Consider the following 24,693-nt stretch of genomic DNA (forward strand, 5'->3'; position numbering starts at 1 on the left):
CATCATTCTTGTCATTAACGGATGTCGTTAGTTGCCAGCAAGGATGAGGTGGGCAGGCGGCGCACAGGAGATACCCCGCACGCTGCGGGCGAGGAAGTCACCAAAGATGAGGGCGGACCCGAGTAGCTTCATGATTACATCAGTCTCTGACGGGCGAGGCTTGCGTTAGCGCAAGTCCTTATTCTTGTATGCGTAAATCGATTCTACACAGCGTAAACAGATTTGTCCGTACTCTTATCAAATCCCCATTGCCCTCACCCGCGCAAGGGGTTTGTTGCACAGGTAGATGCCCAGCAGGATCACGGCCCCTCCCAGTAGCATCGGCGCGGTGAGTTGTTCGCCGAGCAGCAATGCACCGCAGATCACCGCCGTCAGCGGATTGAGGGCGATGAACACACCCGCGCGGGTGGCGCCGATACGGCGCAGGCCATCGTAATAGCCGATGTAGGCCAGCGCCGAGCCCAGCACGCCGAGGTACAACAAGCTCGTCAGTTGGGGCAGATCAATCGCGCCCAACGCATCCACCGTCAATCGCCCCGTCACCAGCGTGGTGAGTGTCAGCATCAGCGTGCCCAACAGGATCGACCAGGTCACGGTTTGCAAGGGGCCCAGGCTCTGGTTGAGGCCGCGGGAGAACAGCGAATACACGCCCCACCCCACCACACAGCCAAAAATCAGCAGGTCACCGATCCAGGCGTTCGCAGCGCCCTGCAACAGCTGCGGGTTGCGACTGACGATCACCAGCCCCGCACCGCCCAGGCACAGCGCAATACCCAGCAGTTTGAGCGGCTCCAGGCGCTCTTTGAACAACACCCACGAAGCCAGGCCAATCACTGCCGGGTTCAGCGCCACGATCAGCGACGCCCGGGACGCGTTGATGTACTGCAGGCCGTAGAAAAAGCACAGGTTGTAGAAAAAGATCCCGAAAAAGCCGAGGACGGTCAGTTGCGCAAGCTGCGCGGTGGTCGGGCGTACCAGTCGAATTCGCGCCGCGCCCAGGAAGGCCAGCAACGCCACGCTGGCCAGCAAAAAACGCACGGTCGCCGCCAGCAGCGGGTCCAGGCCAGCGGCCAGATAACGTCCGGCAACGAAGGTGCCGCCCCAGATCATGGTCACGGCCGCCAGTTTCAGATACGTGAGACGGTCAGAGGTCGGTGTCATCGGATTTCTACTCAAACATTCAGGATTGGCTTATTGTTTGGCTAATCCCTTGTCATCGTAAAATGAGTAAATACTCATGACCCTTACCCAGCTGGAAATATTCTCCCTTGTGGCCGAGCTGCAAGGTTTCACCAGCGCTGCCAATCGCCTGGGCATCAGCCAGTCGGCGGTGTCCCACGCGATCAAATCCCTGGAGCAGGAGTTGGGGGTCGAGTTGATTCGCCGCCATCAATCCCAGGTCGAACTCAGTGATATCGGCCAACAACTGCTGTTGCGCGCCCGGGCCATGCTCGGGCTGGCCAACACACTGCAACAGGAAGCCGCCGACGCCCGCGGCATGAAGCGCGGGACGTTGCGCATCGGGTCGTTCGGGCCCACTTCGTCGATTCGATTGTTACCCAGGATTCTGCAGCACTTTCGCCAATTGCATCCGGGCATTGAGGTACATGTGGATGAAGGCCCGGATCGGCAGGTAATGCAGTGGCTGGAAGAGCGGCGCGTCGACGTGGCGTTCGTGGTGCTGCCCGAAGAGCGCTTCGATACGTTCCCGTTAATCGAGGACCAGTTGGTCGCGCTGCTGCCGTCAGGCCACCCCCTTGGCGCGCTGCCAAGTGTCAGCCTCAAGGCCCTGTGCGGCGAACCCTTTATCCTGACCCAGGCCGGCTCGTCCGAACTGGTCTCAAGGCTGTTCGTCGGTGCCGGGCTACAGCCGGACGTGCGTTACCGCTGTTCGCAGTTGCTCAGCACCCTGGACACCGTACGCCGGGGCGATGGCGTGACCATCGTCGCCGAGTTGTCGCTGCCTGAGTCCACGGACGCCGCGTACCTGATCAAGCCCCTCAAGCCCGTCGTCAAGCGTCAGGTGGGGCTGGCGGTACTGGATCGGCGACAGTCGTCGCCAGCGACCCTGGCATTTGTTGAACTGGCCACACGCTTGCCGCTTGATTGAACATGCGCGCTCGCGTGGCGCCATCTATCATGGCCAATACCAATACGCTTTGTTGGAAGGCCGCCGTGGTTGTCCCGACCGCATTTGAGCGTCTTATCGCCCCCTCCCGTTACAGGCCGCACTAATGCCACTGACCGTCAAAGGCCCACGAAAAGCCTCCACTCGCCACCTGATCACCCTGCTCAGTGGCGCGCTGCCGATTTTACTGGGTGTGTTTATTCTGTATTGGCAAGCCGGGCGCACCCTGGAGTACAGCACTGCACAGACGGCACAGGAGGCCGTGCGCCAGTTCGACTTGATGCTCGACAACACCGCCCTCGCCGCCCAGGACCTGTTGCCGATGGCTGGCCATGAATGTGATAACCCGACACAACTGGCACTGCGCGAACAAGTCACCCGCCGCCCCTTCGTGCGCGCCACGACTTTGTCCTGGCAGAGAAACATTTATTGCAGCTCATTGTTTGGCGGCAACTACCAATCGCCGGTCAACCCTGAAGACTACGTCGATGGCCGCCTCTGGCTGATGAAAGGCAACCCGGTCACGCCCGACACCGCCTTGCTGGTGTATCGCCTCACCGAAGGTGACCGGGGCGCGTTTGCGTCTATCGATGGCTACCACCTGACCAACGCCCTGCGCCTGATCAGCCGTTTTGCCGACCTGGTGCTGCAGGTCGGGCCCAACTGGCTGTCGGCAGATGGCAAAGTTCACAACACGGCGCTGCCGACCTTTGCCGTGGCCCAGCATCATCTCGATTCCAAGCGGTATACCTACAGCGTGGAAGTCGGGATGCCGGAAGGCGAAACATGGCGCTACATGAAAGACCGGTTTCCGGCGCTGTTCGTCCTGGTGGTGTTTTTTGGCGTACTGGCGGGCCTGCTCGCGCACTGGCTGCAAAAACGCTCGTCAGCACCGACCCATGAACTGCAGCGGGCCTTGGGCGCCAATGAATTCATTCCGTATTATCAGCCCGTGGTGCGTGGCGACAACATTCGCCAGTGGGCCGGCTGCGAAGTGCTGATGCGTTGGAATCACCCGAAGGAAGGCCTGGTGCGCCCTGACCTGTTCATCCCCCTGGCCGAACATTCCGGCCTGATCGTGCCAATGACCCGCGCCCTGATGCGCCGGACCGCCGCACAACTGGCGCCCCACGCCGCGCAATTTGCTGACAACTTTCATGTAGGTATCAACATCACCGCCCGCCATTGTCACGACCTGGAGCTGGTGGAGGACTGCCGCGAATTCCTCGCTGCCTTCCCGCCGGGCAAGGTGATCCTGGTACTTGAATTGACCGAGCGCGAGTTGATCGAGCCCACCGACATCACCCGCCAGTTGTTCCAGGCGCTGCATGAAATGGGGGTAATGATCGCGATCGACGACTTCGGCACCGGCCATTCCAGCCTGGGTTATTTGCGCAACTTCAATGTCGATTACTTGAAGATAGATCAAAGCTTTGTAGCGATGATCGGTGTTGATGCACTCTCGCGGCATATACTCGACAGCATCATTGAACTGTCCACCAAGCTCGACCTGGGCATCGTGGCAGAGGGCGTCGAAACACAAGAACAATGCGATTATCTCGCCGCTCAAGGCGTGGATTTCTTGCAAGGTTACCTGTTTGGCAAGCCTGTTCCTTGCGACGAGTTCATTAGATTCCTGAACGGCCATTGAATAGCCAGCCACTTCAATGGAAATATTGTTAATTATACAAAAGACATGATTTACTCATGGCTGATTAACTACTACAATTTTTCCTGCCTGTGCTGAATTGGCAGGAGGGCCACTTTCATTGAGTCGCCTTAAGGCTCTTGGCTTATCGCTTTGTTTGCAGTAGATATCAGCCAAATACACTATTGGAGTATAGATTTTGTCCAGACTCGCCGAATTTCGCGCAGCAGAAAAAGCCCTTCAAGAGCAGCTTGCCCAGCTGGAATCCCTGAAGAACGATGCTGGTTTGAAGAAAGAAATCGAATTCGAAGAAAAGCTGCAAGGGCTGATGAAAACCTACGGCAAAAGCCTGCGCGACATCATCTCCATCCTGGATCCTAACCCGAGCAAGTCCGGCGCTTCCGTCGCCGCCGCACCAAAACAGCGCCGCGCACGTGTGGTCAAGGTTTACCACAACCCGCACACTGGCGAACTGATCGAAACCAAGGGCGGCAATCACCGCGGCCTGAAGGCATGGAAAGAACAGTACGGCGCAGCCACTGTAGATTCCTGGCTTCGCGGCTAATGCCTTGCGGCTAGTACAAACGCACTAAGAAAAGCCCTGCACATGCAGGGCTTTCTTGTTTTCGGGCAGCAATATTGAAACAAAATAGTACCGTGGCATTTTCAAAAACGAACTTTAAAAAACATTTCACTTTGTTCAAATCGAATATTTTCTGCGCTGCCTACAGCGCTCAAAGTTTAAGGCTGTCTCGCACCGAACTGACTTCGTCCTTGCTGGACTCGTAAGCTTCGGCCTGGCCTGCGTATGAAAAAACATAGGCCTTATCGGTATCAAGCGCCCCGACCAACGTTTGCGACAGCACGTGCCGACCGTTCTCGGTGATGACACAGGTAGTTTCCAATGCTTCAAGCCGGCTCAATGTTGTGGGGTGCATCTTGGTGCACACACTTTGATAACCACCCTGGGCAAAGTCCTTCTGGATGGATTTGCGCATTTCCAGCAGCACACCTTGCAGGTTGACCGTATGCCCCACTTCGATCGGGGTGCCCGTCAACTCCATGACCATTAACGTCGCACCATTTTCATCATTCTTTATTGCACGCTGGCGCGACACTGTGGAAGGCTGAGCCGGCGCCTGATCGTCGGGCACCACCTCCTCCACCTGCCAGCCGCTGGGCCAATGAATTTCCGGGTCAGCCGCCCATGCGGCGGTGCTGCCCAACAACAGGCCCAGGGTCGTTAACAGCGGTGCGCGAAATCCGATCATTGCGAAAAACACTCAAGGTTCAAGCGACAAAGTTTGGCCCCCCGCACCCGCTGCTCGCAAGGGCTGCGTGACCTTTTTCATTTGGCGCAGCAGGCATGGCTGCGTATCATGGACCGGCTGCAAGGATGCCAGCCGCAAGCCAAGGGATGCTCCAACCGGAGCCACGTTTGCCCCATTCTTCTCTGGAGGGCCCATGAGCCTGCACGAACTGAACACATTCCCGGGCGTCACCGCCCAACCTGACACCGCCACCTCGAACTTCGTGTTCAACCACACCATGCTGCGGGTCAAGGACATCACCAAGTCGCTGGATTTCTACACCCGCGTCCTGGGTTTTTCCCTGGTTGAAAAACGTGACTTCCCGGAAGCCGAATTCAGCCTGTACTTCCTGGCCCTGGTCGACAAGGCCCAGATCCCGGCCGACGCCGCCGAGCGCACCCAGTGGATGAAGTCGATTCCAGGCATCTTGGAACTGACCCACAACCACGGCACCGAAAACGACGCAGACTTTGCCTATCACAACGGCAACACCGACCCGCGTGGCTTTGGCCATATCTGCATCTCGGTACCGGACATCGTCGCGGCCTGCGCACGCTTTGAAGAGCTGGGTTGCGACTTCCAGAAGCGCCTGAGTGATGGCCGCATGAAAAGCCTGGCCTTCGTGAAAGACCCGGACTCTTACTGGGTTGAGATCATTCAGCCAACACCGCTGTAAGATTTGGCAGGCAATAAAAAACCCCATGATCACTCATGGGGTTTTTCATTTCCGGGCCAGAATTTACGCCGGGGCGGAAGTGCGGATCAGGTGGTCGAAAGCACTCAGGGAAGCCTTGGCGCCCTCGCCTACTGCGATCACGATCTGCTTGTACGGCACAGTCGTTACGTCACCGGCGGCAAAAACACCGGGCAGTGACGTCTCGCCACGTGCATCGACGATGATCTCGCCACGTGGAGTCAGTTCCACAGTGCCTTTGAGCCAGTCGGTGTTGGGCAGCAAACCGATCTGTACAAAGATGCCTTCCAGGTCAATCGTCTTGAACTCACCGCTGTCGCGATCCTTGTAGGCCAGGCCGGTAACTTTCTGGCCATCGCCCTTGACCTCACTGGTCAGCGCGCTGGTGATCACGTCAACGTTCGGCAGGCTGTACAGCTTGCGCTGCAACACGGCGTCGGCGCGCAGCTTGCTGTCGAACTCAAGCAAGGTCACGTGACTGACGATACCGGCCAGGTCGATGGCTGCCTCAACGCCGGAGTTACCGCCGCCGATCACCGCCACACGCTTGCCCTTGAACAACGGGCCATCGCAGTGCGGGCAGAAGCACACGCCCTTGGCTTTGTATTCCTGCTCGCCCGGTACACCCATTTCGCGCCAGCGGGCACCGGTGGCCAGGATCACGGTCTTGGACTTGAGGGTCGCACCGCTTTCAAAACGGATTTCGTGCAGTTCACCCGCGTTCTTCGCCGGGACCAGCGCAGTGGCGCGCTGCAGGTTCATGATGTCCACGTCGTACTGACGCACGTGGGCTTCCAGGGCGCTGGCCAGTTTCGGCCCTTCGGTTTCCTGTACCGAGATAAAGTTCTCGATCGACATGGTGTCCAGTACCTGCCCGCCGAAGCGCTCAGCCGCAACACCGGTGCGGATGCCTTTACGTGCAGCGTAGATGGCGGCTGCCGAGCCCGCTGGGCCGCCGCCGACGACAAGTACGTCGAACGCATCTTTGGCGCTGATTTTCTCGGCGGCCTTTTCGATGCCGCTGGTGTCGAGCTTGGCGAGGATTTCTTCCAGGCCCATACGGCCCTGGCCGAAGTTCACACCGTTCAGGTAAACGCTCGGCACCGCCATGATCTGACGATCATCGACCTCGGCCTGGAACAACGCACCGTCGATGGCGACGTGGCGGATATTCGGGTTCAACACTGCCATCAGGTTCAACGCCTGGACCACGTCCGGGCAGTTCTGGCACGACAGCGAGAAGTAAGTCTCGAAGCTGAACTCGCCTTTAAGGGCGCGGATCTGTTCAATCACTTCGACACTGGCCTTCGAGGGGTGGCCGCCGACTTGCAGCAGCGCCAACACCAGGGAGGTGAATTCGTGGCCCATGGGGATGCCGGCGAAACGCAGGCTGATATCGGCACCCGGGCGGTTGATGGAGAACGATGGCTTGCGCGCATCATTGCCATCGGTTTTCAGGGTAATCAGCGTGGTGAGGCTGGTTACGTCCTGCAAGAGGGCAAGCATTTCCTGGGATTTCGCACCGTCGTCGAGGGAGGCGACGATCTCGATCGGCTGGGTGACCCGTTCCAGGTATGACTTCAACTGAGCTTTAAGATTGGCGTCCAACATACGGGCGATTTCCTATTAATTCGGTTTATTGCAGACAAAAAAACGCCCGAGCGAATCTCGCCCGGGCGTTTTGAGGGCGGATGCAGCTTACTTAGGTGCGGTAACCCGCCCTTGGCATTTCACAGACTTAGATCTTGCCGACCAGGTCCAGGGACGGAGCCAGGGTGGCCTCGCCTTCTTTCCACTTGGCTGGGCACACTTCGCCCGGGTGAGCAGCAACGTACTGAGCGGCCTTGATTTTGCGCAGCAGCTCGGAAGCGTCACGGCCTACGCCGCCATCGTTCAGTTCAACGATTTTGATCTGGCCTTCAGGGTTGATCACGAAGGTGCCACGGTCTGCCAGGCCTGCTTCTTCGATCAGTACGTCGAAGTTGCGGGAGATGGTCAGGGTCGGGTCGCCGATCATGGTGTACTGAATTTTGCCGATGGCTGGCGAAGTGTTGTGCCAGGCAGCGTGAGCAAAGTGGGTGTCGGTGGAAACGCTGTAGATTTCGACGCCCAGTTTCTGGAATTCGGCGTAGTTGTCAGCCAGGTCTTCCAGTTCGGTTGGGCAGACGAAGGTGAAGTCGGCTGGGTAGAAGAAGACGACAGACCATTTGCCTTTCAGGTCAGCATCAGTCACGTCTACGAAGTTGCCGTTTTTGTAGGCGGTAGCTTTGAACGGTTTTACTTGGCTGTTGATGATAGGCATCGTTGACTCTCCGTCAGGGTTTGTAGAAGGGCTTAGTAAGTTGATGAGGTGAATCCTACCCACTCTCCTGGCCGATGGCTCATTGGCAAACCTCATGCTGACGATTGGTTTTCGCTATCAAGGGACTGTATTAATAGAAGAAACCTTCAATCACTCGAGGGCTGCGCGGGTCATGCCGAGAAAGGGTGTCGCTTCAACATAGCGCATGGCGGATTTCATGTCTTTCCAGCCGACGTAAGTCATCAGCGACTTCAAGTCCCAACCGCTGCGATGGGCCCAGGTGGCAAAGCCCCGGCGCAAGGAGTGGCTGGTGTATTGATCGGCCGCAATGCCGGCGCGCTCCAGGGCCTGGCGCAACAGCGGGATCACGCTGTTGGGGTGCAGGCCCTCCTCGCCCAGGTTGCCCCAGCGGTCAATGCCGCGAAACACCGGGCCGCGCACCAGCGCCGAGGCACTGAGCCACTCACTATAGGCCTGGACTGGACACAGGCGTAACAACGCCGGTGTCTGGTAGGTGCGGCCGATATTTTCCCGATCACTTTTACTGCGTGGCAAATACAGGGTGATGCCCGAGCCTGGCACCGCCTGCACGTGCTCGATAGTCAACCGGCATAACTCGTCGCTACGAAAGCCGCGCCAGAACCCCAGCAGGATCAACGCCGCGTCACGCTTGGCCCGAAGCCAGCGCGGATGATCTTCGGCGCCTCGGGCGTCGCTGCCTTCCCGCTCAAGGAAATCAATCACCTGTTCCAGGTGCTGGAGCTGCAAAGGCTCAGCCTGCTTTTCCTGGGCCGGGTGCACGGCCCGGATGCCTTTCAGGACTTTGCGCACCACCGGCGCCTTGGTCGGATCGGGAAAACCCTGGCTGGTGTGCCACTGAGCCAGCGCCGACAAACGCAGCTTTAGCGTGTTGACCGACAGCACGCCCGCATGCGCCACCAGATAGCGCGCCACGCTGTCGCTGGTGGCCGGCAGAAACCCACCCCAATTCACCTCGAAATGCTCGATCGCCGCCCGATAGCTGCGGCGGGTGTTATCCCGAGTGGCCGCATTCAGATAACGGTCCAGTTCACTCATACCTGTACTGCCATTGGGCGACATCCACTCATAAACCCTTGTCACACGGGATAATACGCCAATATCCCATCTGTTAAATCAACAATTTAAGCTTAAATATAATCGTGATATAGTACGTATATACATACTACGTACCACAGTACTAAATCGACGGAGACTCCATGGCTCGCGGCGGCATCAATAAAGCAGTAGTTCAAACGGCACGCCTGGCGATCCTCGCCCGCGGCGAAAACCCAAGCATCGATGCCGTACGCATCGAGATGGGCAATACCGGCTCGAAAACCACGATTCATCGCTATTTGAAGGAGCTGGACGAAAGCGAAACCCGCCAGACCATCACTGAAGCGCCCATCGACGACGAGCTGGGCGAACTGGTGGCACGCCTGGCCCAGCGCCTCAAGGAGAAGGCCCAGGAGCCTATCGACCTGGCCCTGGCGCAGTTCCAGCAACAGAAAGCCGCCCTGCTCGCCCAGGCCGAAGCGCTGGAAGGCGCCCACAGCCAACTCAAGCAACAGTTCGATATCCAGGCAGCCGCCCTGGCCGATGAAAGCGCGGCCCTGCAAAGCACCCGCTCCAGCCTGCAAACCGAGCAAACCCGCAACGCCGGGCTGAGCCAGGCGTGCAGCGATTACGAGCTGCGGATCAACGATAAAGACGAGCAGATTCGCTCACTGGAAGAGAAGCACCTGCATGCCCGGGATGCCCTTGAGCATTACCGCAACGCGATCAAGGATCAGCGCGAGCAGGAACAGCGCCGCCATGAAGGACAGTTGCAGCAGGTACAGGCAGAGCTGCGCCAGGCCCAGCAGAGCGCGACGGTGCGCCAGGATGAGATCACCCAACTGCACCGCGATAACGAGCGCCTGCTGATTGAGCATCGGGTGACAGTGAAAGAGCTGAGCGCCTTGCAGGAACAGGCCCGCCAGGACCGCGAACAGCAGCGCCAGCTGAGCGAACAGGTGAATGTGATCGACAGCGAGCGCACCCTGTTGCAGGAACGCTTGCGGGTTGCACAACTGGAGAATCAGGCACGTCAGGAAGCGCTGGCCGAACACCAGCAGGTCAACAAGACCCTGGAGCTGGACCTGGTCAAAGCCCAGGCCAGCATCGAGGCGCTGCGCCTGGCGGCCGTCGTTGCGACGGCGCCAGAGGCAACTACCGAGGGCTGATTACTGCGCCACCGGCGTGCGCATGGTGACGAATTCTTCCGCCGCCGTAGGGTGCACGCCGATGGTTTCGTCGAAATGCTGCTTGGTCGCGCCCGCCTTGAGTGCGATCGCCAGGCCCTGCACGATCTCGCCAGCGTCAGGGCCGACCATATGGCAGCCCAGGACCTTGTCAGTCTCGGCATCCACCACCAGTTTCATCAGGGTCTTTTCCTGGCACTCGGTCAGGGTCAGCTTCATCGGCCGGAAGCGGCTTTCGAAAACCTGCACCTTGTGGCCGTCCTCACGCGCCTGCTCTTCGCTGAGGCCCACGGTGCCGATGTTCGGCAGGCTGAACACCGCGGTCGGGATCATCGCGTAATCCACCGGGCGATACTGCTCAGGCTTGAACAAGCGACGCGCCACGGCCATACCTTCAGCCAGCGCCACCGGCGTGAGTTGCACACGACCGATCACATCGCCAATCGCCAGGATCGACGGCTCAGCGGTCTGGTAAAGGTCGTCCACTTCGACAAAACCACGCTTGTCCAACTTGACGCCGGTGTTCTCCAGCCCCAGGTTATCAAGCATCGGGCGCCGGCCGGTGGCGTAGAACACGCAATCGGTTTCCAGCACGCGACCGTCTTTCAAGGTGGCCTTGAGGCTGCCGTCGGCCTGCTTGTCGATACGCTCGATGTCGGCATTGAATTGCAGGTCCAGGCCGCGCTTGGTCAGTTCTTCCTTCAAGTGTGTGCGTACCGAACCGTCAAAACCGCGCAAGAACAGGTCACCGCGATACAGCAGCGAGGTCTGCGCGCCCAGGCCGTGGAAAATCCCGGCGAACTCGACGGCGATATACCCCCCGCCGACCACCAGCACACGCTTGGGCAGTTCTTTGAGGAAGAACGCCTCGTTGGAGCCAATGGCGTGCTCGCGCCCCGGGATTTCCGGGATCTGCGGCCAGCCGCCGGTGGCTACCAGAATGTGTTTGGCGGTGAAGCGCTCGCCGTTGATTTCCACCTGGTGCGGGTCCACCAGCCGCGCATGCCCTTCGTGCAGGGTCACGCCGCTGTTGACCAGCAGGTTGCGGTAGATGCCATTGAGGCGGTTGATCTCGCGATCCTTGTTGGCAATCAGGGTCGCCCAGTCGAAGCTGGCTTCACCCAGGGACCAGCCAAAACCGCTGGCTTGCTCGAAGTCTTCGGCGAAATGTGCGCCGTACACCAGCAGCTTCTTCGGCACGCAGCCCACATTCACGCAGGTACCGCCCAGGTAGCGGCTTTCCGCTACCGCCACCTTGGCGCCAAAACCTGCAGCGAATCGCGCAGCGCGCACACCGCCGGAACCGGCACCAATTACATAAAGGTCAAAATCGTAGGCCATTTCACTCTCCTCGGCAGGACAACAGCATACCTGCTTACATGGGGCCGAAAAACGAAAAAGCCACCCGAAGGTGGCTTTCCCAGATCAAGCAGGCAACCGTGAATCAGTAAGCCTTGCCAGTCTTGTAGAAGTGCTCGTAGCAGAAGTTGGTTGCTTCGATGTAGCCTTCAGCGCCACCGCAGTCAAAACGACGACCTTTGAACTTGTAGGCAATCACGCAACCGTCTTTTGCCTGCTTCAACAGGGCGTCGGTGATCTGGATCTCGCCACCCTTGCCTGGCTCGGTCTCTTCGATCAGCTTGAAGATGTCCGGGGTCAGGATGTAGCGGCCGATGATCGCCAGGTTCGATGGGGCATCTTCCGGCGCCGGTTTTTCAACCATGTCGCGTACGCGGATCAGGCCATCACCGATATCGTCGCCGGCAATCACGCCGTACTTGTTGGTTTCCTGAGGGTCAACCTCTTGAACCGCGACGATGGTGCAACGGTACTTCTGGTACAGCTTGACCATCTGGGTCAGCACGCCGTCGCCTTCCAGGTTTACGCAAAGGTCATCCGCCAGTACCACGGCGAACGGTTCGTCACCGATCAGCGGGCGACCGGTCAGGATCGCGTGGCCCAGGCCTTTCATTTGGGTCTGGCGGGTGTAGGAGAACGAGCACTCGTCGAGCAGTTTACGGATGCCGACCAGGTATTTTTCCTTGTCGGTGCCCTTGATCTGGTTTTCCAGCTCGTAGCTGATGTCGAAGTGGTCTTCCAGGGCGCGTTTGCCACGGCCGGTCACGATCGAGATTTCGTTCAGGCCGGCATCCAGTGCCTCTTCAACGCCGTACTGGATCAGTGGCTTGTTCACCACCGGCAGCATCTCTTTGGGCATGGCCTTGGTCGCTGGCAGGAAGCGAGTGCCGTAACCGGCTGCTGGGAACAAGCATTTCTTGATCATATGAGTCCTTACAAAGGGCTGTGCGTACGAAATTCGGCGCAGTCTAATCAGGCCGCAGTCACCTTACAATGGGTCCTGCTGGCGTTGCGATGTCAACATAGAGAAAAAATGTCGGCGTAAGTTCCGCCGGCATTCAATCAAGTGCCTTCGTCGCTGTTAAAAATCGTCGGCTTGCGCCCGTCATTCAAAGGGCTTCAACCTTTTTAGCACGCTTTATCGCGATCGGCACTGACCTGCAACAACTTGCGCCGCCCCACGCCGTTTGGCGCTATCATTGCAGCCTGAACCAAACAACGAGATTGATAGATGTCAGAACCAAAAGGCGTGAACGGCTACCTGATCACCAAGCGAGCGGACGGCTGGCACTTGATCAACTTCCACGGCGACAGCGTTGCCGGGGCATTCGCGAGCGAAGCCCAAGCCATTGCGGTGGCCGAAGTGTTTGTGGATGAAGCAGGCCACGCGTCGAGCAAACGTCCCAAGACCAAGTAAGGCCTGTTTCAGGGGCTGCTTCGCAGCCCAACGGGGGGCAAGCCCCCTCACCACAAGACAGTGTCAGCGCTCCCTTCCAACACCCTGATGACGACTCCTACATGAACAAGATTCTGGCACTGATTGCGGTACTGGCGCTTACGGGTGGTTGCACCACCACCTCCGACACCGTCCTGAAAAACGGCGAACAAGGACTGGCTATCGACTGCTCCGGCGAAGCCAACTCCTGGGCCAGTTGCTATGAAAAGGCGGACGCGTCCTGCGCGGGCACCGGTTACCGGATTGTCGGCACTGAAGGTACGCCAGCCCTGAAAGAAAGCGACAAGACCCTGGGCAAGGATGTCGGCAACTACAAAACCCGCAGCGTGACCGTGGTCTGTAAGTAATTACATGTGAATTTCGGCGAACTTGATGCCCAGGCCGCGAATGGTCTCGATCAAGTCGTCCAGGCGAGAGAAGGATTCGACTTCATCTTGGTCATCTACCAGGAAATAGCTGCGACCGCCGCTCTTCTTGAAGAATACGATCCACTCGCCTGTATCCGCAGGATTTTGAATCACATGGGTCGCAGAAATATGACCCCCTGCATGTCGCTCTCTGACTTGCTCACGCTTCATGACTGAATATCCGAAAAGACAATGCCGCTGATTCAGCGGCATTTTTTATGGGTGATCGACAGTTTAACGGATGCCTTGGCCAATCAGCACGCCATCGACCGTCTGCCCGTAAAGATTGATGCCATCATTGGCGTGAAACTTCACCCGGGTTTTCTCCACGGAGCCTTCCACCAGGCGCGGGTCCTGAGGCCGCTCGTGGCGATTGACGTAGGCCGCCACGTCCCAGGCCTGTTGGTCGGTCAGGCTGCCGCCCTTGCCCAGGGGCATGTTGTGCTTGATGAAGGACGCTGCCGTGTTGATCCGGTGCATCCCCGCGCCCCAATTGTAGGAGTCTTTACCCCAGAGTGGCGGCATCACGTAGCTGTCGCCGACTTTCTGGCCCTGGCCTTCAGCACCATGACAAACGGCACATTGGCCCTTATAGACTTCAGCGCCCTGGGCCAGGTCATACCCCTTGTCGGGGGCCGGCACGTCCGGGTAGCCACGCCCCGGCAGTTCGACGCCCAAGGGAGCCTTGCTCGCCAACCAGTAGGCATACACCGACAACGCAGTAATCTCCGGGCTGTCTGCTGCCGGTGGCGTGCCGCCATTCATGCTGAACTGGAAGCAACCCTGCAGGCGCTCGGCGAAGGTGTTGACCTTGTCGTTCTTTTTTCGATACGCCGGGTACATCGGATAGGCACCCCACAGCGGCGCGGAGTTGGCCAGGCGTCCCTGGTCCAGGTGGCAGTTGCTGCAATTGAGGCCATTGCCGACAAACTGCGGCGCCAGGCGCTTGGTGTCGACAAACAGCGCGTAACCCTGTTTAACCAGCTTGCCGTAGGCGTTGTCCGGCAGCTCACTCTCTTTCGGCGGCTGGAACTGCTCGGCCGCAGGATGAGCAGCAGGCTGCAACTGTGACTGGTCCTCCATGGCGATGGTGGCCGCATGGGCCGGCACACTGATCAGGGTTCCCAGCAACGGCGCACACAAGAAACGCTTCATGGCTTGGCCTCCTGGCCGCTCAGCGACGCGAAATAAGTGGCCACCGCCTGCACTTCTTCAGCGCTGAGAGATTTGGCGACATGCCCCATCAGATCGTTCGGATCGTTATGGCGTGTACCACTGCGCCAGGCGTTCAACTGCGCTGCCAGGTAGGCTGCCGATTGCCCGGCCAAGGGTGGAAATGCCTCGCCGACACCCACGCCGGCCGGGCCATGGCAACTGACGCAGGCCGGGATCTGGCGCTCCCACGCGCCTTGCATGGCAATCTTTTGCGCAGCGTCAGTTGGCATATCGCTGCGGTGCACCGGGACAGGCGCCGGCGCGGGCATTGCCGCCAGCTCCTCGGTCACGGCGTTGATTTCTTCTTCCGTCAGTGCGCTGGCCAGCGGTTGCATCACGGGACTGTTACGCGCGCCGCTTTTGAAATCCTGCAGTTGCTTGCGCAAATAACCCGCAGGCAAACCGGCCAAGCGCGGAAAACCCGCCGCCGCCAGCCCCAGGCCATCAGCCCCGTGGCAAGCCACACAGGGCGCCGCTCCCGGCTGGGAACCGCCCTGTGTAAACACGTTTTTTCCCTCTAGCGCGTGGGCGCTGCCCACTATCAGCAACAACGCGCTACCCATCAGAACTCGTTCCAGAGACATCATCACGACTCCATTTTTATAGTTATATGCTTAGGCGAATCAGGCATAAGCCTACAAATGGTAGGGTAATGATCGGACTGTCACAACACCCAATGGCGAGTGGAAAACCAGGCGCTGAATATCGCGCACAAAAAACCCGACACTGCGATGGCAGGTCGGGCTTCTTGATCGGATTCGAAAGTGGGTGACCTACCGGATTAACCGGAAATGCAAGCCTCGCCGGCCGCCTTCACGTCACCCGGGCGAATCGGCACATTGGACATGCTCTCGTAGAGCTTGATGCTGCTGCCGCTGGAACGCTCTTCGATTTCGAAGATAGCCGACGGATCAGCAGAGAATTTCTGCGGCACAATCACTTGAACACCCTCCTTGTGGGGCTCGATCTGGGACGGCCTGCGGGTTTTGGACAATTTCTGAACCACACACGCCGCGTATTCCTGCGGCTTTTTGCCCGAGATCACTGCCAGCGTCGGTGGGGTCTGCTTGATATCCGCCACCGAAGCACATCCACCCAACGCCAGGGCCAGAACCAACACACTCCACTTCATATAAAAAACCTCCGATAAAGACCCTACGACAGCGAGGAAGGTATTTTTCTCCCGCCCACGTTGGATTTATCCCTGATAACTCGGTAAATAACTGTTTTAAATTGTCGAAGTCGTCGACGACGGTCCGATAATAAACGTGCTGGGGCTGATAAACTCCATCTTAACCTACGTATCGTTCTGATTTTTCAGAAAAAGCCCTTCTGGAGACACCCAATGAAATTCATCCACCAGCGCGAACACCTTAATGAAGGAGATATCGTCGTCATTGAATGCTCGCAAACCTGCAACATCCGCCTGATGAGCGACGCGAACTTTCGCAGCTTCAAGAACGGTGGCCGCCATACCTACCACGGCGGCGCATTTGACAAGTTCCCTGCAAAAATCACCGCTCCGAGCACCGGGTTCTGGAACATTACCCTGGACGTCGTGACCCGCCGTGCCATCAGCGTGACCAAGAAGCCGACCTTGTCCCACAAGATCCGCATCGTGCGCCGCACCCATTCGAAACTGAGCTGACAGGAATGCCCGTGACTACCACCAAATATGTGATCAAGTACAAACTCAACGGTGAGCGCCGCTTCGAATTCGCCCAATTGCAGGCCGGCAGCCTCGAAGAAGCCAAGGAAGCCCTGGCGAAAATCCACGACGCCAGCGATGAAATCACCGATATCAATGTGAGCAAGGCCCTGTAATTCGAGCGCAAGCATCGGAGTGTCACGCCGCTGACGACTTCCTAGACTGGCAGCCTTTACCCGCTGCCACAGGAACTCGTCGATGCCTCCTACTCCACTGCAAGAACGCCTGGCCAACCTGAACTGGGACGCGATCGAGCGAGACCTCGATCAACAGGGCAATGCGCTGATCCCGGGCCTGCTGGAGCATTGTGAATGCGCAGCACTCAGCAGCCATTATCCCCGACAGGACCTGTTTCGCTCCCACGTGCTGATGGCCAGGCACGGCTTTGGCCGTGGCGAGTACAAGTACTTCCGCTACCCGTTGCCCTCGCCGATCTGCGAGCTGCGTGAACAGCTGTATGGGTACCTGGCGCCCCAGGCTAATCGCTGGAACGAGCGGATGAACCTGCCGATCACCTACCCGGCGCACCATGCCGACTTCATCGCCCGCTGCCACGCCGCCGGGCAGCAACGCCCTACGCCGTTATTGCTGCAATATGGCCCCGGTGACTACAACTGCCTGCACCAGGATCTGTACGGCGAACATGTATTCCCCTTACAAGTGGCCATCCTGTTGTCGCAGCCGGGAGAGGATTTCCAGGGCGGCGAACTGGTACTGACCGAACAGCGGCCAAGAATGCAATCCCGTGCCCATGTCGTACCGCTGAACAAGGGCGACGCGGTGGTCTTCGCGGTCAATCAGCGACCCGTGCCCAGTGTGAGGGGCTTTCATCGGGTCACCTTGCGCCATGGGGTCAGTGTTCTGCACAGTGGCATGCGCCATACCTTGGGAGTGATTTTTCACGATGCGCAGTAAGAGCAATCCCGGCCCCACCCTCGATCTGTTTGCCGACGAGGCCTTGCGGCAACCCGCGGGGCGCGAGCAAATCGGCGAGCAGTCCTGCGTGCTCAAGGGCTATGCCCTGCCCTGGGTCGAGCGTTTGCTGCCGGAACTGCGGCGCATATTGGCCCAGTCGCCGTTCCGGCAAATGGTCACGCCGGGCGGTTTTACCATGTCGGCGGCGTTGAGCAGTTGTGGGGAGTTGGGCTGGACAACCGATCCCACGGGCTATCGCTACTCCCCGGTAGACCCCAACAGCGGACAACCTTGGCCAGCACTGCCCGAGGCACTGCGCCAACTGGCGATCACGGCCGCAGCAGATGCGGGTTTCGCTGATTTCGAGCCGGATGCCTGCCTGATCAACCGCTACGTGCCGGGGGCCAAAATGTCCCTGCATCAGGACAAAAACGAGCGCAACTACGCAGCCCCGGTGGTCTCGGTGTCCCTGGGTTTGCCGGCGATCTTTCTGTTCGGCGGCCATGAACGGAGCGACAAGCCACAAAAGGTCTCGCTGTTCCATGGCGATGTGGTGGTGTGGGGCGGCGTGGACCGCCTGCGCTTTCATGGCGTGATGCCGATCAAGCCCGGCACTCATCCGGTGATGGGGCCGCAGCGTATCAACCTGACATTTCGAACCGCCGGATGAATTTGACCGCAAGCATCGGAGTGATGGGAATGCCGCACGGGACTAACCTGGCATTCCTCAACCAGGAGTCATCACCATGACCGCGCGCCACGCCACCGAACAAGATCCACGCTGGGCCGCCATCGTCGCCCGCGACGCCAAGGCTGACTTGACCTTCGTCTACGGTGTGAAAACCACCGGCGTGTACTGCCGCCCCAGCAGCTCCGCACGGCGGCCGCGCCCGGAGAACGTCGAATTCTTCGACACCCCGCAACAGGCCGAAGCCGCGGGCTACCGACCCAACAAACGCTATTCGGGCGACCAGACCCAAGTCGCCGCACGCCATGCGCAACTGGTGGCAGGCGCCTGCCGACACATCGAGCAAGCCGAAACCTTGCCGTCCCTTGAAGCCTTGGCCGCCCTCGCCGGCTTGAGCCCGTTCCATTTTCATCGGGTGTTCAAAGCGGTGACCGGCCTGACGCCCAAGCGGTACGCCAGCGCCCACCGCTCGCGCAAGGTGCGTGACGGGCTCAAGGACCAACACTCGGTAACCGACGCGCTGTACGACGCGGGCTTCAATTCCAACAGCCGCTTTTACGAAGCTGCCGACCAATTGCTCGGCATGAAGCCTGGCGACTACAAAGCCGGCGGCACCAACACAGACATCCGTTTTGCCGTCGGCGAATGCTCATTGGGCGCGATCCTGGTGGCGCAGAGCAATCGCGGCGTATGCGCGATCCTGCTGGGGGATGACCCGGACAAACTGGTGCGCGACCTACAGGACCAGTTTCCCCGTGCCAATCTATTGGGCGCCGATCACGACTTCGAACAATTGATCGCCCAGGTGGTGGGCTTCATCGAAGCGCCGGCCCTGGGCCTGGATTTGCCCCTGGATTTGCGTGGCACCGCGTTTCAGGAACGGGTTTGGCAGGCCTTGCGGGAAATCCCGGTGGGTTGCACCGCCAGCTACGCCGAGATCGCCCAGCGCATCGGCGCCCCGACTGCCTACCGCGCCGTGGCTCAAGCGTGTGGCGCCAACAGCCTGGCCGTGGCGATTCCCTGCCACCGTGTCGTGCGCGCCGACGGTAACCTGTCGGGCTATCGCTGGGGCGTTGAACGCAAACGCCAACTGCTGCAGCGCGAAAGCCCGGCAGAATCCTGAAGACGGTTAGTGGAGTTTACGTTTGCGAAACTCCGCCACCTTATGCCGGTTGCCACACAGCGCCATGCTGCACCAGCGGCGCTTGTGCCCCTTGGTACGGTCGTAAAACCACAGCACGCACTCGGGATGCTCACAGGTGCGGATCAACCCGAAATCCCCTTCCACCAGCAACGTCGCAGCGGCTTCGGCAATCGGTGCCAGGAACTGCTCAGCGGTTTGCTGTTTGCGCTGTCGCTCCAGGCGCAACTCGCCAGGTGCCGGCCAAGCCAGCTGCGGGTGACTGACCGCCTTGCGCAAAAATGCATTGAGTGCGCCAGGGTCGCCCTGCTCGCCGGCCTTGCGCTGTTCGAGCAACTGCCGGATCACCTCCCGCAAGCCCCGCGCCGCGCCCAGCAGCGCGCCCTCCTCGAACACCGGCACCGTGCCCTCATCGCACCAGCCCAGCCGCACCAGCCAGCGCTCGACATCGCCATCGCCTTGCCAGAATTCAAATGGCACGCCGTCGACATTCGCCCGGGTATTGAGCATGTCCAGCACCGGATGGTCGGCCAGAACGTAGGGTTCCAACGGGGATGGGGTGATGGCGGTCATGGCGAATCCTCTTCAAGTCCGGGTCATCGTAACCGCTGACTGGGCTTTTGGATAGTTACCAATCCACAAAAACGTAACCTCTTAAATTAATTTGACAGGTTACTTTTTCGGGCGCAGCCTAAAAATCAGTAACCCGACAAATAATCTTATCCAGTTACAAAGAGGACTCCGATCATGTCGATTTCAACCCCAGTGGTTCGCTACCAGCACGTTGATGCCGATGGCGTGCGCATCTTCTACCGCGAAGCCGGCGACCCGTCCGCCCCCGTGATGTTGCTGCTGCATGGTTTCCCCAGTTCGTCCCATATGTACCGCGACCTGATCCCGCTGCTTGCCACCCGCTACCGGGTCATCGCGCCAGACCTGCCTGGTTTCGGCTTCACCGAAGTCCCCACCGAACGCAATTACCACTACAGTTTCGACAACCTGGCGCTCACCGTCGGCCATTTCGTCGACGCCCTGCAGCTCAGCCGCTATGCCCTGTATGTGTTCGACTACGGCGCGCCGGTGGGCCTGCGCCTGGCGGTGGCGCACCCGGAACGGGTCAGCGCGCTGGTGTCGCAAAACGGCAACGCGTACCTGGAAGGCTTGGGTGACGCCTGGGCGCCGATCCGCGCCTATTGGGCCGAACCCAGCCAGGCCAATCGCGAGGTGATTCGCCATGCCGTCATCAGCCTGGAAGGCACGCGCTATCAGTACCTGCATGGCGTCCCGCAACCGGAGTTGGTCGCACCAGAGTCCTACATGCTCGACGTGCTTTTGATGCAGCGCCCCGGCAATGACGAGATCCAGCTGGACCTGTTCCTCGACTACCGCAACAACCTGACGCTGTACCCGGCGTTCCAGGCGTTTTTCAAGGCCACGCAAGTGCCGGCGCTGGTGATCTGGGGCCAGAACGATCCGTTCTTCATCCCGCCGGGCGCCCATGCCTACAGCCGCGACAACGCCAACGCGGTGGTGGAATTACTCGACACCGGCCACTTCGCCCTGGAAACCCACGCCGCGCATATTGCCCAGCGGATTCATGAGGTATTGGGCCACGCCATCGACTGATGGCCGCGCACGAAACACTGGATTCGTCCAGTGAATAATACAGACTGGCCTGGTGCTGCCTGGCCCTGCTAAAACGACGGAACAGCATTCCACCGTTGGAGAAGCGTCCCATGAGCACCTGGCCAGACACCCGAATTCTTGACCTGCTGGGCATTGAGTTACCGATCATCCAGGGGCCCATGGCCAATGCCACCAGCACGGCGATGGTGATTGCCGTCAACCAGGCCGGCGCTCTCGGCTCGATGCCCGCCGCAGCACTGAGCATCGAGCAATTACGCGAAGCGCTCTCTGTCATTCGCCAGGCCAGTTCGCGGCCACTCAACGTCAATTTCTTCTGCCATCAGCCACCGGCGCCGGATGCTGAGCGCGACCTTCAGTGGAAGAACCTGCTGGAAACCTACTACCGCGAACTGGGCGCCGACTTTGACGCGCCTACGCCCGTCTCCAACCGCGCACCGTTCAACAATGCCGCCTGTGAAGTGGTGGAAGAGTTCCGTCCGGAAGTCGTGAGTTTTCACTTCGGCCTGCCGGAAAAATCCCTGCTGGACCGAGTCAAGGCCACCGGCGCGAAAGTGCTGTCGTCGGCCACCACCGTTGAAGAAGCCATCTGGCTGGAGCAGCACGGCTGCGACGCAATCATTGCCATGGGCGCCGAAGCCGGCGGCCATCGCGGGATGTTCCTCAGCGACGACCTCAATACCCAGATTGGCACCATGGCCCTGGTGCCACAGATCGTCGACGCGGTGAGCGTGCCGGTGATCGCAGCCGGCGGCATCGGTGATGCACGGGGCATTGTCGCCGCCTTTGCCCTCGGCGCCTCGGCGGTGCAGATCGGCACGGCGTACCTGTTTACCCCTGAAGCAACGGTGTCGAAGTCACACCACCACGCCTTGCGCAACGCCCAGGCCAGTGAAACCGCGCTGACGAACCTGTTCACCGGGCGCCCGGCACGGGGCATCGTCAACCGGGTGATGCGTGAACTGGGCGCGATCAACCCGACGGCACCGGCGTTTCCGCTGTCCGGTGGTGCGTTGATGCCGCTCAAGGCCAAGGATGAAGCCGGCTTCAGTAACTTGTGGTCGGGCCAGGCACTGCGCCTGGGCAAAGACATCTCCACCTATGACCTGACACTGGAACTGGCCGCGCAAACCCTGGAAAAACTCGGCCGACGCTGAACCTGAACTCCCGGGACAACTTTGCACTGTACCGGCAGTGGCGAACCGCTATATATTCCCATACATAGCGGTAGCCTCCCTCTGCCTATAACAAGCCGCAAACCCCAAGGAGCTTCTTGATGATGATTCGCGCCTCACGCCTGGCCCCCACGGCCCTCGCTACCCTGATCGCTGCGTTTGCCTTTTCTTCGGCGCATGCCGATGAAGTACAGGTGGCCGTGGCTGCCAACTTCACCGCACCGATCCAGGCGATTGCCGCCGACTTTGAAAAAGACACCGGCCATAAACTGGTCGCGGCCTACGGCGCCACCGGCCAGTTCTACACCCAGATCAAGAACGGCGCGCCGTTTGAAGTGTTCCTCAGCGCCGACGACACCACCCCGCAGAAACTCGAAGCCGAAGGCGAAACCGTCAAGGGTTCGCGCTTCACCTACGCAGTCGGCACTCTGGCGCTGTGGTCGGCCAAGGAAGGCTACGTGGATGCCAAAGGCGAAGTACTGAAGAAGAATGAATTCCAGCACCTGTCCATCGCCAACCCGAAAGCCGCGCCGTATGGCCTGGCCGCCACCCAGGTACTGGCGAAGGAAGGCTTGACCGAGAAGGTCAAGGACAAGATCGTTGAAGGCCAGAACATCACCCAGGCCTATCAGTTCGTGTCCACCGGCAACGCCGAGCTGGGTTTTGTCGCGCTGTCGCAGATCTACAAGGACGGCAAAGTCACCAGCGGTTCGGCCTGGATCGTGCCCTCTTCGATGCATGACCCGATCAAGCAAGACGCGGTGATCCTCACCAAAGGCAAGGACAGTGCAGCCGCCAAGGCCCTGGTTGAATACCTGAAAGGTCCGAAAGCCGCCGCGGTGATCAAGTCCTACGGTTACGAGCTGTAAATGCCGCTGTCGAGTGCCGATTTTTCCGCGATCTGGCTGACCCTGAAGCTGGCGTCACTGACCACGGTCATCCTGCTGATCATCGGCACTCCGATCGCCCTGTGGCTGTCGCGCACCCGTTCGTGGTGGCGCGGCCCCATTGGCGCCGTGGTGGCCTTGCCGCTGGTGTTGCCACCCACGGTGATCGGCTTCTACCTGCTGTTGACCATGGGGCCCAACGGCTACTTCGGCCAGTTCACCCAATGGCTGGGCCTGGGCACCCTGACGTTCAGCTTTGCCGGGCTGGTAATCGGCTCGGTGATCTATTCCATGCCGTTCGTGGTGCAGCCGTTGCAAAACGCCTTCTCCGCCATCGGCACTCGCCCACTGGAAGTGGCCGCGACCTTGCGGGCCAATCCCTGGGACACCTTCTTCAGCGTGATCTTGCCCCTGGCGCGCCCGGGGTTTATCACGGCGTCGATTCTCGGTTTTGCCCACACCGTCGGCGAGTTCGGCGTGGTGCTGATGATCGGCGGCAATATTCCGAACAAGACCCGGGTGGTCTCGGTGCAGATCTACGACCATGTCGAAGCCATGGAATACGCCCAGGCCCATTGGCTGGCCGGCTCCATGGTGGTGTTTTCTTTCCTGGTGTTGCTGGCGCTCTACTCCAGCCGTAAAACCAAAGCGGGCTGGAGCTGATGTCGATGATCGAGGTGCGCCTGCAACTGAAGTACTCCGGGTTTGCCCTGGACGTCGACCTGCAACTGCCAGGCCGCGGGGTGACGGCGCTGTACGGTCATTCCGGCTCCGGCAAGACCACTTGCCTGCGCTGCATCGCCGGGCTGGAGCGGGCCGAAGAAGGCTTCGTGCAAATCAACGACGAAGTCTGGCAAGACAGCCGTAAAGGCCTGTTCGTGCCACCGCACAAGCGCGCCCTGGGCTACGTGTTTCAGGAAGCCAGCCTGTTCCCGCATTTGTCGGTGCTGGCCAATCTTGAGTTCGGCCTCAAGCGCATCCCGCGCCAACAACGACGCGTGGAGATGAGCCACGCCACCGAACTGTTGGGCATCGGCCACCTGCTGGACCGCCATCCGCAGCACCTTTCCGGCGGCGAACGCCAGCGCATCGGCATCGCCCGCGCGCTGCTCACCAGCCCGAGCCTGCTGCTGATGGACGAACCCTTGGCGGCGCTGGACAGCAAACGCAAAAGCGAAATCCTGCCGTACCTCGAACGCCTGCACGACGAACTGGAAATTCCGGTGCTGTACGTCAGCCATGCCCAGGACGAAGTGGCGCGCCTGGCCGATCACATCGTGTTGCTCAGCGACGGCAAGGCCCTGGCCAGCGGCCCCATTGGCGAAACCCTGGCCCGGCTGGACCTGCCCATGGCCCTGGGTGACGACGCCGGCGTGGTGATCAACGGCACCGTCTGTGCCTACGATGAGCACTACCAATTACTGACCCTGCAACTGCCCGCCAGCCAATTGCAGATGCGCGTGGCCCATGCACCGCTGGCGCTGGGCAAACAGCTGCGTTTCAAGATCCAGGCCCGGGACGTCAGCCTGAGCCTGCAAGCCGAGGAACACAGCAGCATCCTCAATCGCCTGCCGGTGACCGTGACCCAGGAGATTCCTGCAGACAACGCCGCCCACGTGCTGGTGAGCCTCGACGCGGCCGGTACACCACTGCTGGCGCGCATCACCCGGTACTCACGGGACCAGTTGCAACTGCATCCGGGCCAGACGTTATGGGCGCAGATCAAGGCGGTGGCGGTACTGGCCTGAATCC

General features: G+C 59.8%; 29 protein-coding genes. 17 read left to right on the forward strand and 12 right to left on the reverse strand.

Annotated elements, in window-relative coordinates; genetic code table 11:
- Positions 1-237 precede the first annotated feature (237 nt).
- Entirely contained in the window at positions 238-1,161 is a 924-nt protein-coding gene (locus HKK54_RS28235) for a DMT family transporter (protein ID WP_169388598.1), read from the reverse strand.
- Positions 1,162-1,237: 76 nt separating this feature from the next.
- Between HKK54_RS28235 and HKK54_RS28240 the strand changes: the two genes are divergently transcribed.
- The 3 genes from HKK54_RS28240 to HKK54_RS28250 all read left to right on the forward strand — a co-directional run bounded on the left by HKK54_RS28240 (position 1,238) and on the right by HKK54_RS28250 (position 4,341).
- Positions 1,238-2,110: a LysR family transcriptional regulator gene (locus HKK54_RS28240; protein WP_169388599.1), complete on the forward strand. Its 873-nt coding sequence runs from the start codon at positions 1,238-1,240 to the stop codon at positions 2,108-2,110.
- Between the two features lie 124 nt (positions 2,111-2,234).
- Positions 2,235-3,779: an EAL domain-containing protein gene (locus tag HKK54_RS28245; protein WP_169388600.1), complete on the forward strand. Its 1,545-nt coding sequence runs from the start codon at positions 2,235-2,237 to the stop codon at positions 3,777-3,779.
- Between the two features lie 196 nt (positions 3,780-3,975).
- A complete protein-coding gene (locus tag HKK54_RS28250; protein WP_010171383.1) occupies positions 3,976-4,341 on the forward strand; it encodes a histone-like nucleoid-structuring protein, MvaT/MvaU family in 366 nt (121 codons plus the stop codon).
- Positions 4,342-4,510: 169 nt separating this feature from the next.
- On the opposite strand, the gene HKK54_RS28255 is transcribed toward HKK54_RS28250, so the two are convergent.
- Positions 4,511-5,047: a DUF4946 domain-containing protein gene (locus HKK54_RS28255; RefSeq protein WP_169388601.1), complete on the reverse strand. Its 537-nt coding sequence runs from the start codon at positions 5,045-5,047 to the stop codon at positions 4,511-4,513.
- Positions 5,048-5,240: 193 nt separating this feature from the next.
- On the opposite strand from HKK54_RS28255, the gene gloA reads away from it, so the two are divergent.
- Positions 5,241-5,762 (forward strand): lactoylglutathione lyase, encoded by a 522-nt coding sequence (gene gloA / locus HKK54_RS28260; RefSeq protein WP_169388602.1) that lies wholly within the window; start codon positions 5,241-5,243, stop codon positions 5,760-5,762.
- Positions 5,763-5,825: 63 nt separating this feature from the next.
- Here gloA and ahpF read toward each other — a convergent pair whose 3' ends face one another.
- The 3 genes from ahpF to HKK54_RS28275 all read right to left on the reverse strand — a co-directional run bounded on the left by ahpF (position 5,826) and on the right by HKK54_RS28275 (position 9,159).
- Positions 5,826-7,391, reverse strand: coding sequence for an alkyl hydroperoxide reductase subunit F (gene ahpF, locus HKK54_RS28265; protein WP_169388603.1), 1,566 nt, complete (start codon positions 7,389-7,391; stop codon positions 5,826-5,828).
- Positions 7,392-7,518: 127 nt separating this feature from the next.
- Complete coding sequence (gene ahpC / locus HKK54_RS28270) at positions 7,519-8,082, reverse strand: alkyl hydroperoxide reductase subunit C (RefSeq protein WP_003173835.1); 564 nt, start codon at positions 8,080-8,082, stop codon at positions 7,519-7,521.
- Positions 8,083-8,232: 150 nt separating this feature from the next.
- Positions 8,233-9,159 carry a site-specific integrase gene (locus HKK54_RS28275; RefSeq protein WP_169388604.1) on the reverse strand — a complete coding sequence of 309 codons (927 nt, stop codon included), beginning with the start codon at positions 9,157-9,159 and terminating at the stop codon, positions 8,233-8,235.
- A 161-nt stretch (positions 9,160-9,320) separates the two neighbouring features.
- Between HKK54_RS28275 and HKK54_RS28280 the strand changes: the two genes are divergently transcribed.
- Positions 9,321-10,328: a DNA-binding protein gene (locus tag HKK54_RS28280; RefSeq protein WP_169388605.1), complete on the forward strand. Its 1,008-nt coding sequence runs from the start codon at positions 9,321-9,323 to the stop codon at positions 10,326-10,328.
- Here HKK54_RS28280 and gorA read toward each other — a convergent pair whose 3' ends face one another.
- On the reverse strand, positions 10,329-11,687 hold the full coding sequence (gene gorA / locus HKK54_RS28285) for a glutathione-disulfide reductase (RefSeq protein ID WP_169388606.1): 1,359 nt from the start codon (positions 11,685-11,687) through the stop codon (positions 10,329-10,331).
- A gap of 103 nt (positions 11,688-11,790) precedes the next feature.
- A complete protein-coding gene (galU, locus tag HKK54_RS28290; protein ID WP_003212579.1) occupies positions 11,791-12,630 on the reverse strand; it encodes a UTP--glucose-1-phosphate uridylyltransferase GalU in 840 nt (279 codons plus the stop codon).
- A 306-nt stretch (positions 12,631-12,936) separates the two neighbouring features.
- On the opposite strand from galU, the gene HKK54_RS28295 reads away from it, so the two are divergent.
- The gene (locus HKK54_RS28295; RefSeq protein ID WP_010171394.1) at positions 12,937-13,122 is read left to right on the forward strand and encodes a hypothetical protein; all 186 of its coding nucleotides are present in this window, start codon (positions 12,937-12,939) and stop codon (positions 13,120-13,122) included.
- A gap of 101 nt (positions 13,123-13,223) precedes the next feature.
- Positions 13,224-13,508: a hypothetical protein gene (locus HKK54_RS28300; RefSeq protein ID WP_003212581.1), complete on the forward strand. Its 285-nt coding sequence runs from the start codon at positions 13,224-13,226 to the stop codon at positions 13,506-13,508.
- On the opposite strand, the gene HKK54_RS28305 is transcribed toward HKK54_RS28300, so the two are convergent.
- The 4 genes from HKK54_RS28305 to HKK54_RS28320 all read right to left on the reverse strand — a co-directional run bounded on the left by HKK54_RS28305 (position 13,509) and on the right by HKK54_RS28320 (position 15,915).
- Positions 13,509-13,739: a hypothetical protein gene (locus HKK54_RS28305; RefSeq protein ID WP_010171395.1), complete on the reverse strand. Its 231-nt coding sequence runs from the start codon at positions 13,737-13,739 to the stop codon at positions 13,509-13,511.
- Positions 13,740-13,802: 63 nt separating this feature from the next.
- Complete coding sequence (locus tag HKK54_RS28310) at positions 13,803-14,723, reverse strand: c-type cytochrome (RefSeq protein ID WP_169388607.1); 921 nt, start codon at positions 14,721-14,723, stop codon at positions 13,803-13,805.
- A complete protein-coding gene (locus tag HKK54_RS28315; RefSeq protein ID WP_029615925.1) occupies positions 14,720-15,370 on the reverse strand; it encodes a c-type cytochrome in 651 nt (216 codons plus the stop codon). The genes HKK54_RS28310 and HKK54_RS28315 overlap by 4 nt, the downstream gene beginning before the upstream one ends.
- Before the next feature lie 194 nt (positions 15,371-15,564).
- The gene (locus HKK54_RS28320; RefSeq protein WP_010171399.1) at positions 15,565-15,915 is read right to left on the reverse strand and encodes a hypothetical protein; all 351 of its coding nucleotides are present in this window, start codon (positions 15,913-15,915) and stop codon (positions 15,565-15,567) included.
- 213 nt (positions 15,916-16,128) lie between these two features.
- Between HKK54_RS28320 and HKK54_RS28325 the strand changes: the two genes are divergently transcribed.
- The 5 genes from HKK54_RS28325 (at position 16,129) to ada (ending at position 19,217) form a co-directional block, all read left to right on the forward strand.
- Positions 16,129-16,431, forward strand: a complete 303-nt coding sequence (locus HKK54_RS28325) for a DUF1883 domain-containing protein (protein WP_010171402.1) — start codon at positions 16,129-16,131, stop codon at positions 16,429-16,431.
- Between the two features lie 11 nt (positions 16,432-16,442).
- Positions 16,443-16,607, forward strand: a complete 165-nt coding sequence (locus tag HKK54_RS28330; protein ID WP_169385834.1) for a hypothetical protein — start codon at positions 16,443-16,445, stop codon at positions 16,605-16,607.
- Between the two features lie 82 nt (positions 16,608-16,689).
- Entirely contained in the window at positions 16,690-17,406 is a 717-nt protein-coding gene (locus tag HKK54_RS28335; protein WP_169388608.1) for a 2OG-Fe(II) oxygenase, read from the forward strand.
- The gene (gene alkB / locus HKK54_RS28340; RefSeq protein WP_169388609.1) at positions 17,396-18,076 is read left to right on the forward strand and encodes a DNA oxidative demethylase AlkB; all 681 of its coding nucleotides are present in this window, start codon (positions 17,396-17,398) and stop codon (positions 18,074-18,076) included. The genes HKK54_RS28335 and alkB overlap by 11 nt, the downstream gene beginning before the upstream one ends.
- A gap of 76 nt (positions 18,077-18,152) precedes the next feature.
- Entirely contained in the window at positions 18,153-19,217 is a 1,065-nt protein-coding gene (ada, locus tag HKK54_RS28345; protein ID WP_169388610.1) for a bifunctional DNA-binding transcriptional regulator/O6-methylguanine-DNA methyltransferase Ada, read from the forward strand.
- A 6-nt stretch (positions 19,218-19,223) separates the two neighbouring features.
- On the opposite strand, the gene HKK54_RS28350 is transcribed toward ada, so the two are convergent.
- Positions 19,224-19,808, reverse strand: a complete 585-nt coding sequence (locus HKK54_RS28350; protein WP_169388611.1) for a CGNR zinc finger domain-containing protein — start codon at positions 19,806-19,808, stop codon at positions 19,224-19,226.
- Positions 19,809-19,982: 174 nt separating this feature from the next.
- Here HKK54_RS28350 and HKK54_RS28355 point away from each other — a divergent pair, with 174 nt between their 5' ends.
- The 5 genes from HKK54_RS28355 to modC all read left to right on the forward strand — a co-directional run bounded on the left by HKK54_RS28355 (position 19,983) and on the right by modC (position 24,689).
- Positions 19,983-20,861, forward strand: a complete 879-nt coding sequence (locus HKK54_RS28355) for an alpha/beta fold hydrolase (RefSeq protein ID WP_169388612.1) — start codon at positions 19,983-19,985, stop codon at positions 20,859-20,861.
- 110 nt (positions 20,862-20,971) lie between these two features.
- The gene (locus tag HKK54_RS28360; RefSeq protein ID WP_169388613.1) at positions 20,972-22,036 is read left to right on the forward strand and encodes an NAD(P)H-dependent flavin oxidoreductase; all 1,065 of its coding nucleotides are present in this window, start codon (positions 20,972-20,974) and stop codon (positions 22,034-22,036) included.
- A 119-nt stretch (positions 22,037-22,155) separates the two neighbouring features.
- Positions 22,156-22,923, forward strand: coding sequence for a molybdate ABC transporter substrate-binding protein (modA, locus tag HKK54_RS28365; RefSeq protein ID WP_169388614.1), 768 nt, complete (start codon positions 22,156-22,158; stop codon positions 22,921-22,923).
- A complete protein-coding gene (gene modB / locus HKK54_RS28370; RefSeq protein ID WP_010171419.1) occupies positions 22,924-23,604 on the forward strand; it encodes a molybdate ABC transporter permease subunit in 681 nt (226 codons plus the stop codon).
- A 5-nt stretch (positions 23,605-23,609) separates the two neighbouring features.
- The gene (modC, locus tag HKK54_RS28375; protein WP_169388615.1) at positions 23,610-24,689 is read left to right on the forward strand and encodes a molybdenum ABC transporter ATP-binding protein; all 1,080 of its coding nucleotides are present in this window, start codon (positions 23,610-23,612) and stop codon (positions 24,687-24,689) included.
- Positions 24,690-24,693: the final 4 nt, after the last annotated feature.

This window comes from Pseudomonas sp. ADAK13, assembly GCF_012935715.1.
Classification (GTDB): Bacteria; Pseudomonadota; Gammaproteobacteria; order Pseudomonadales; family Pseudomonadaceae; genus Aquipseudomonas.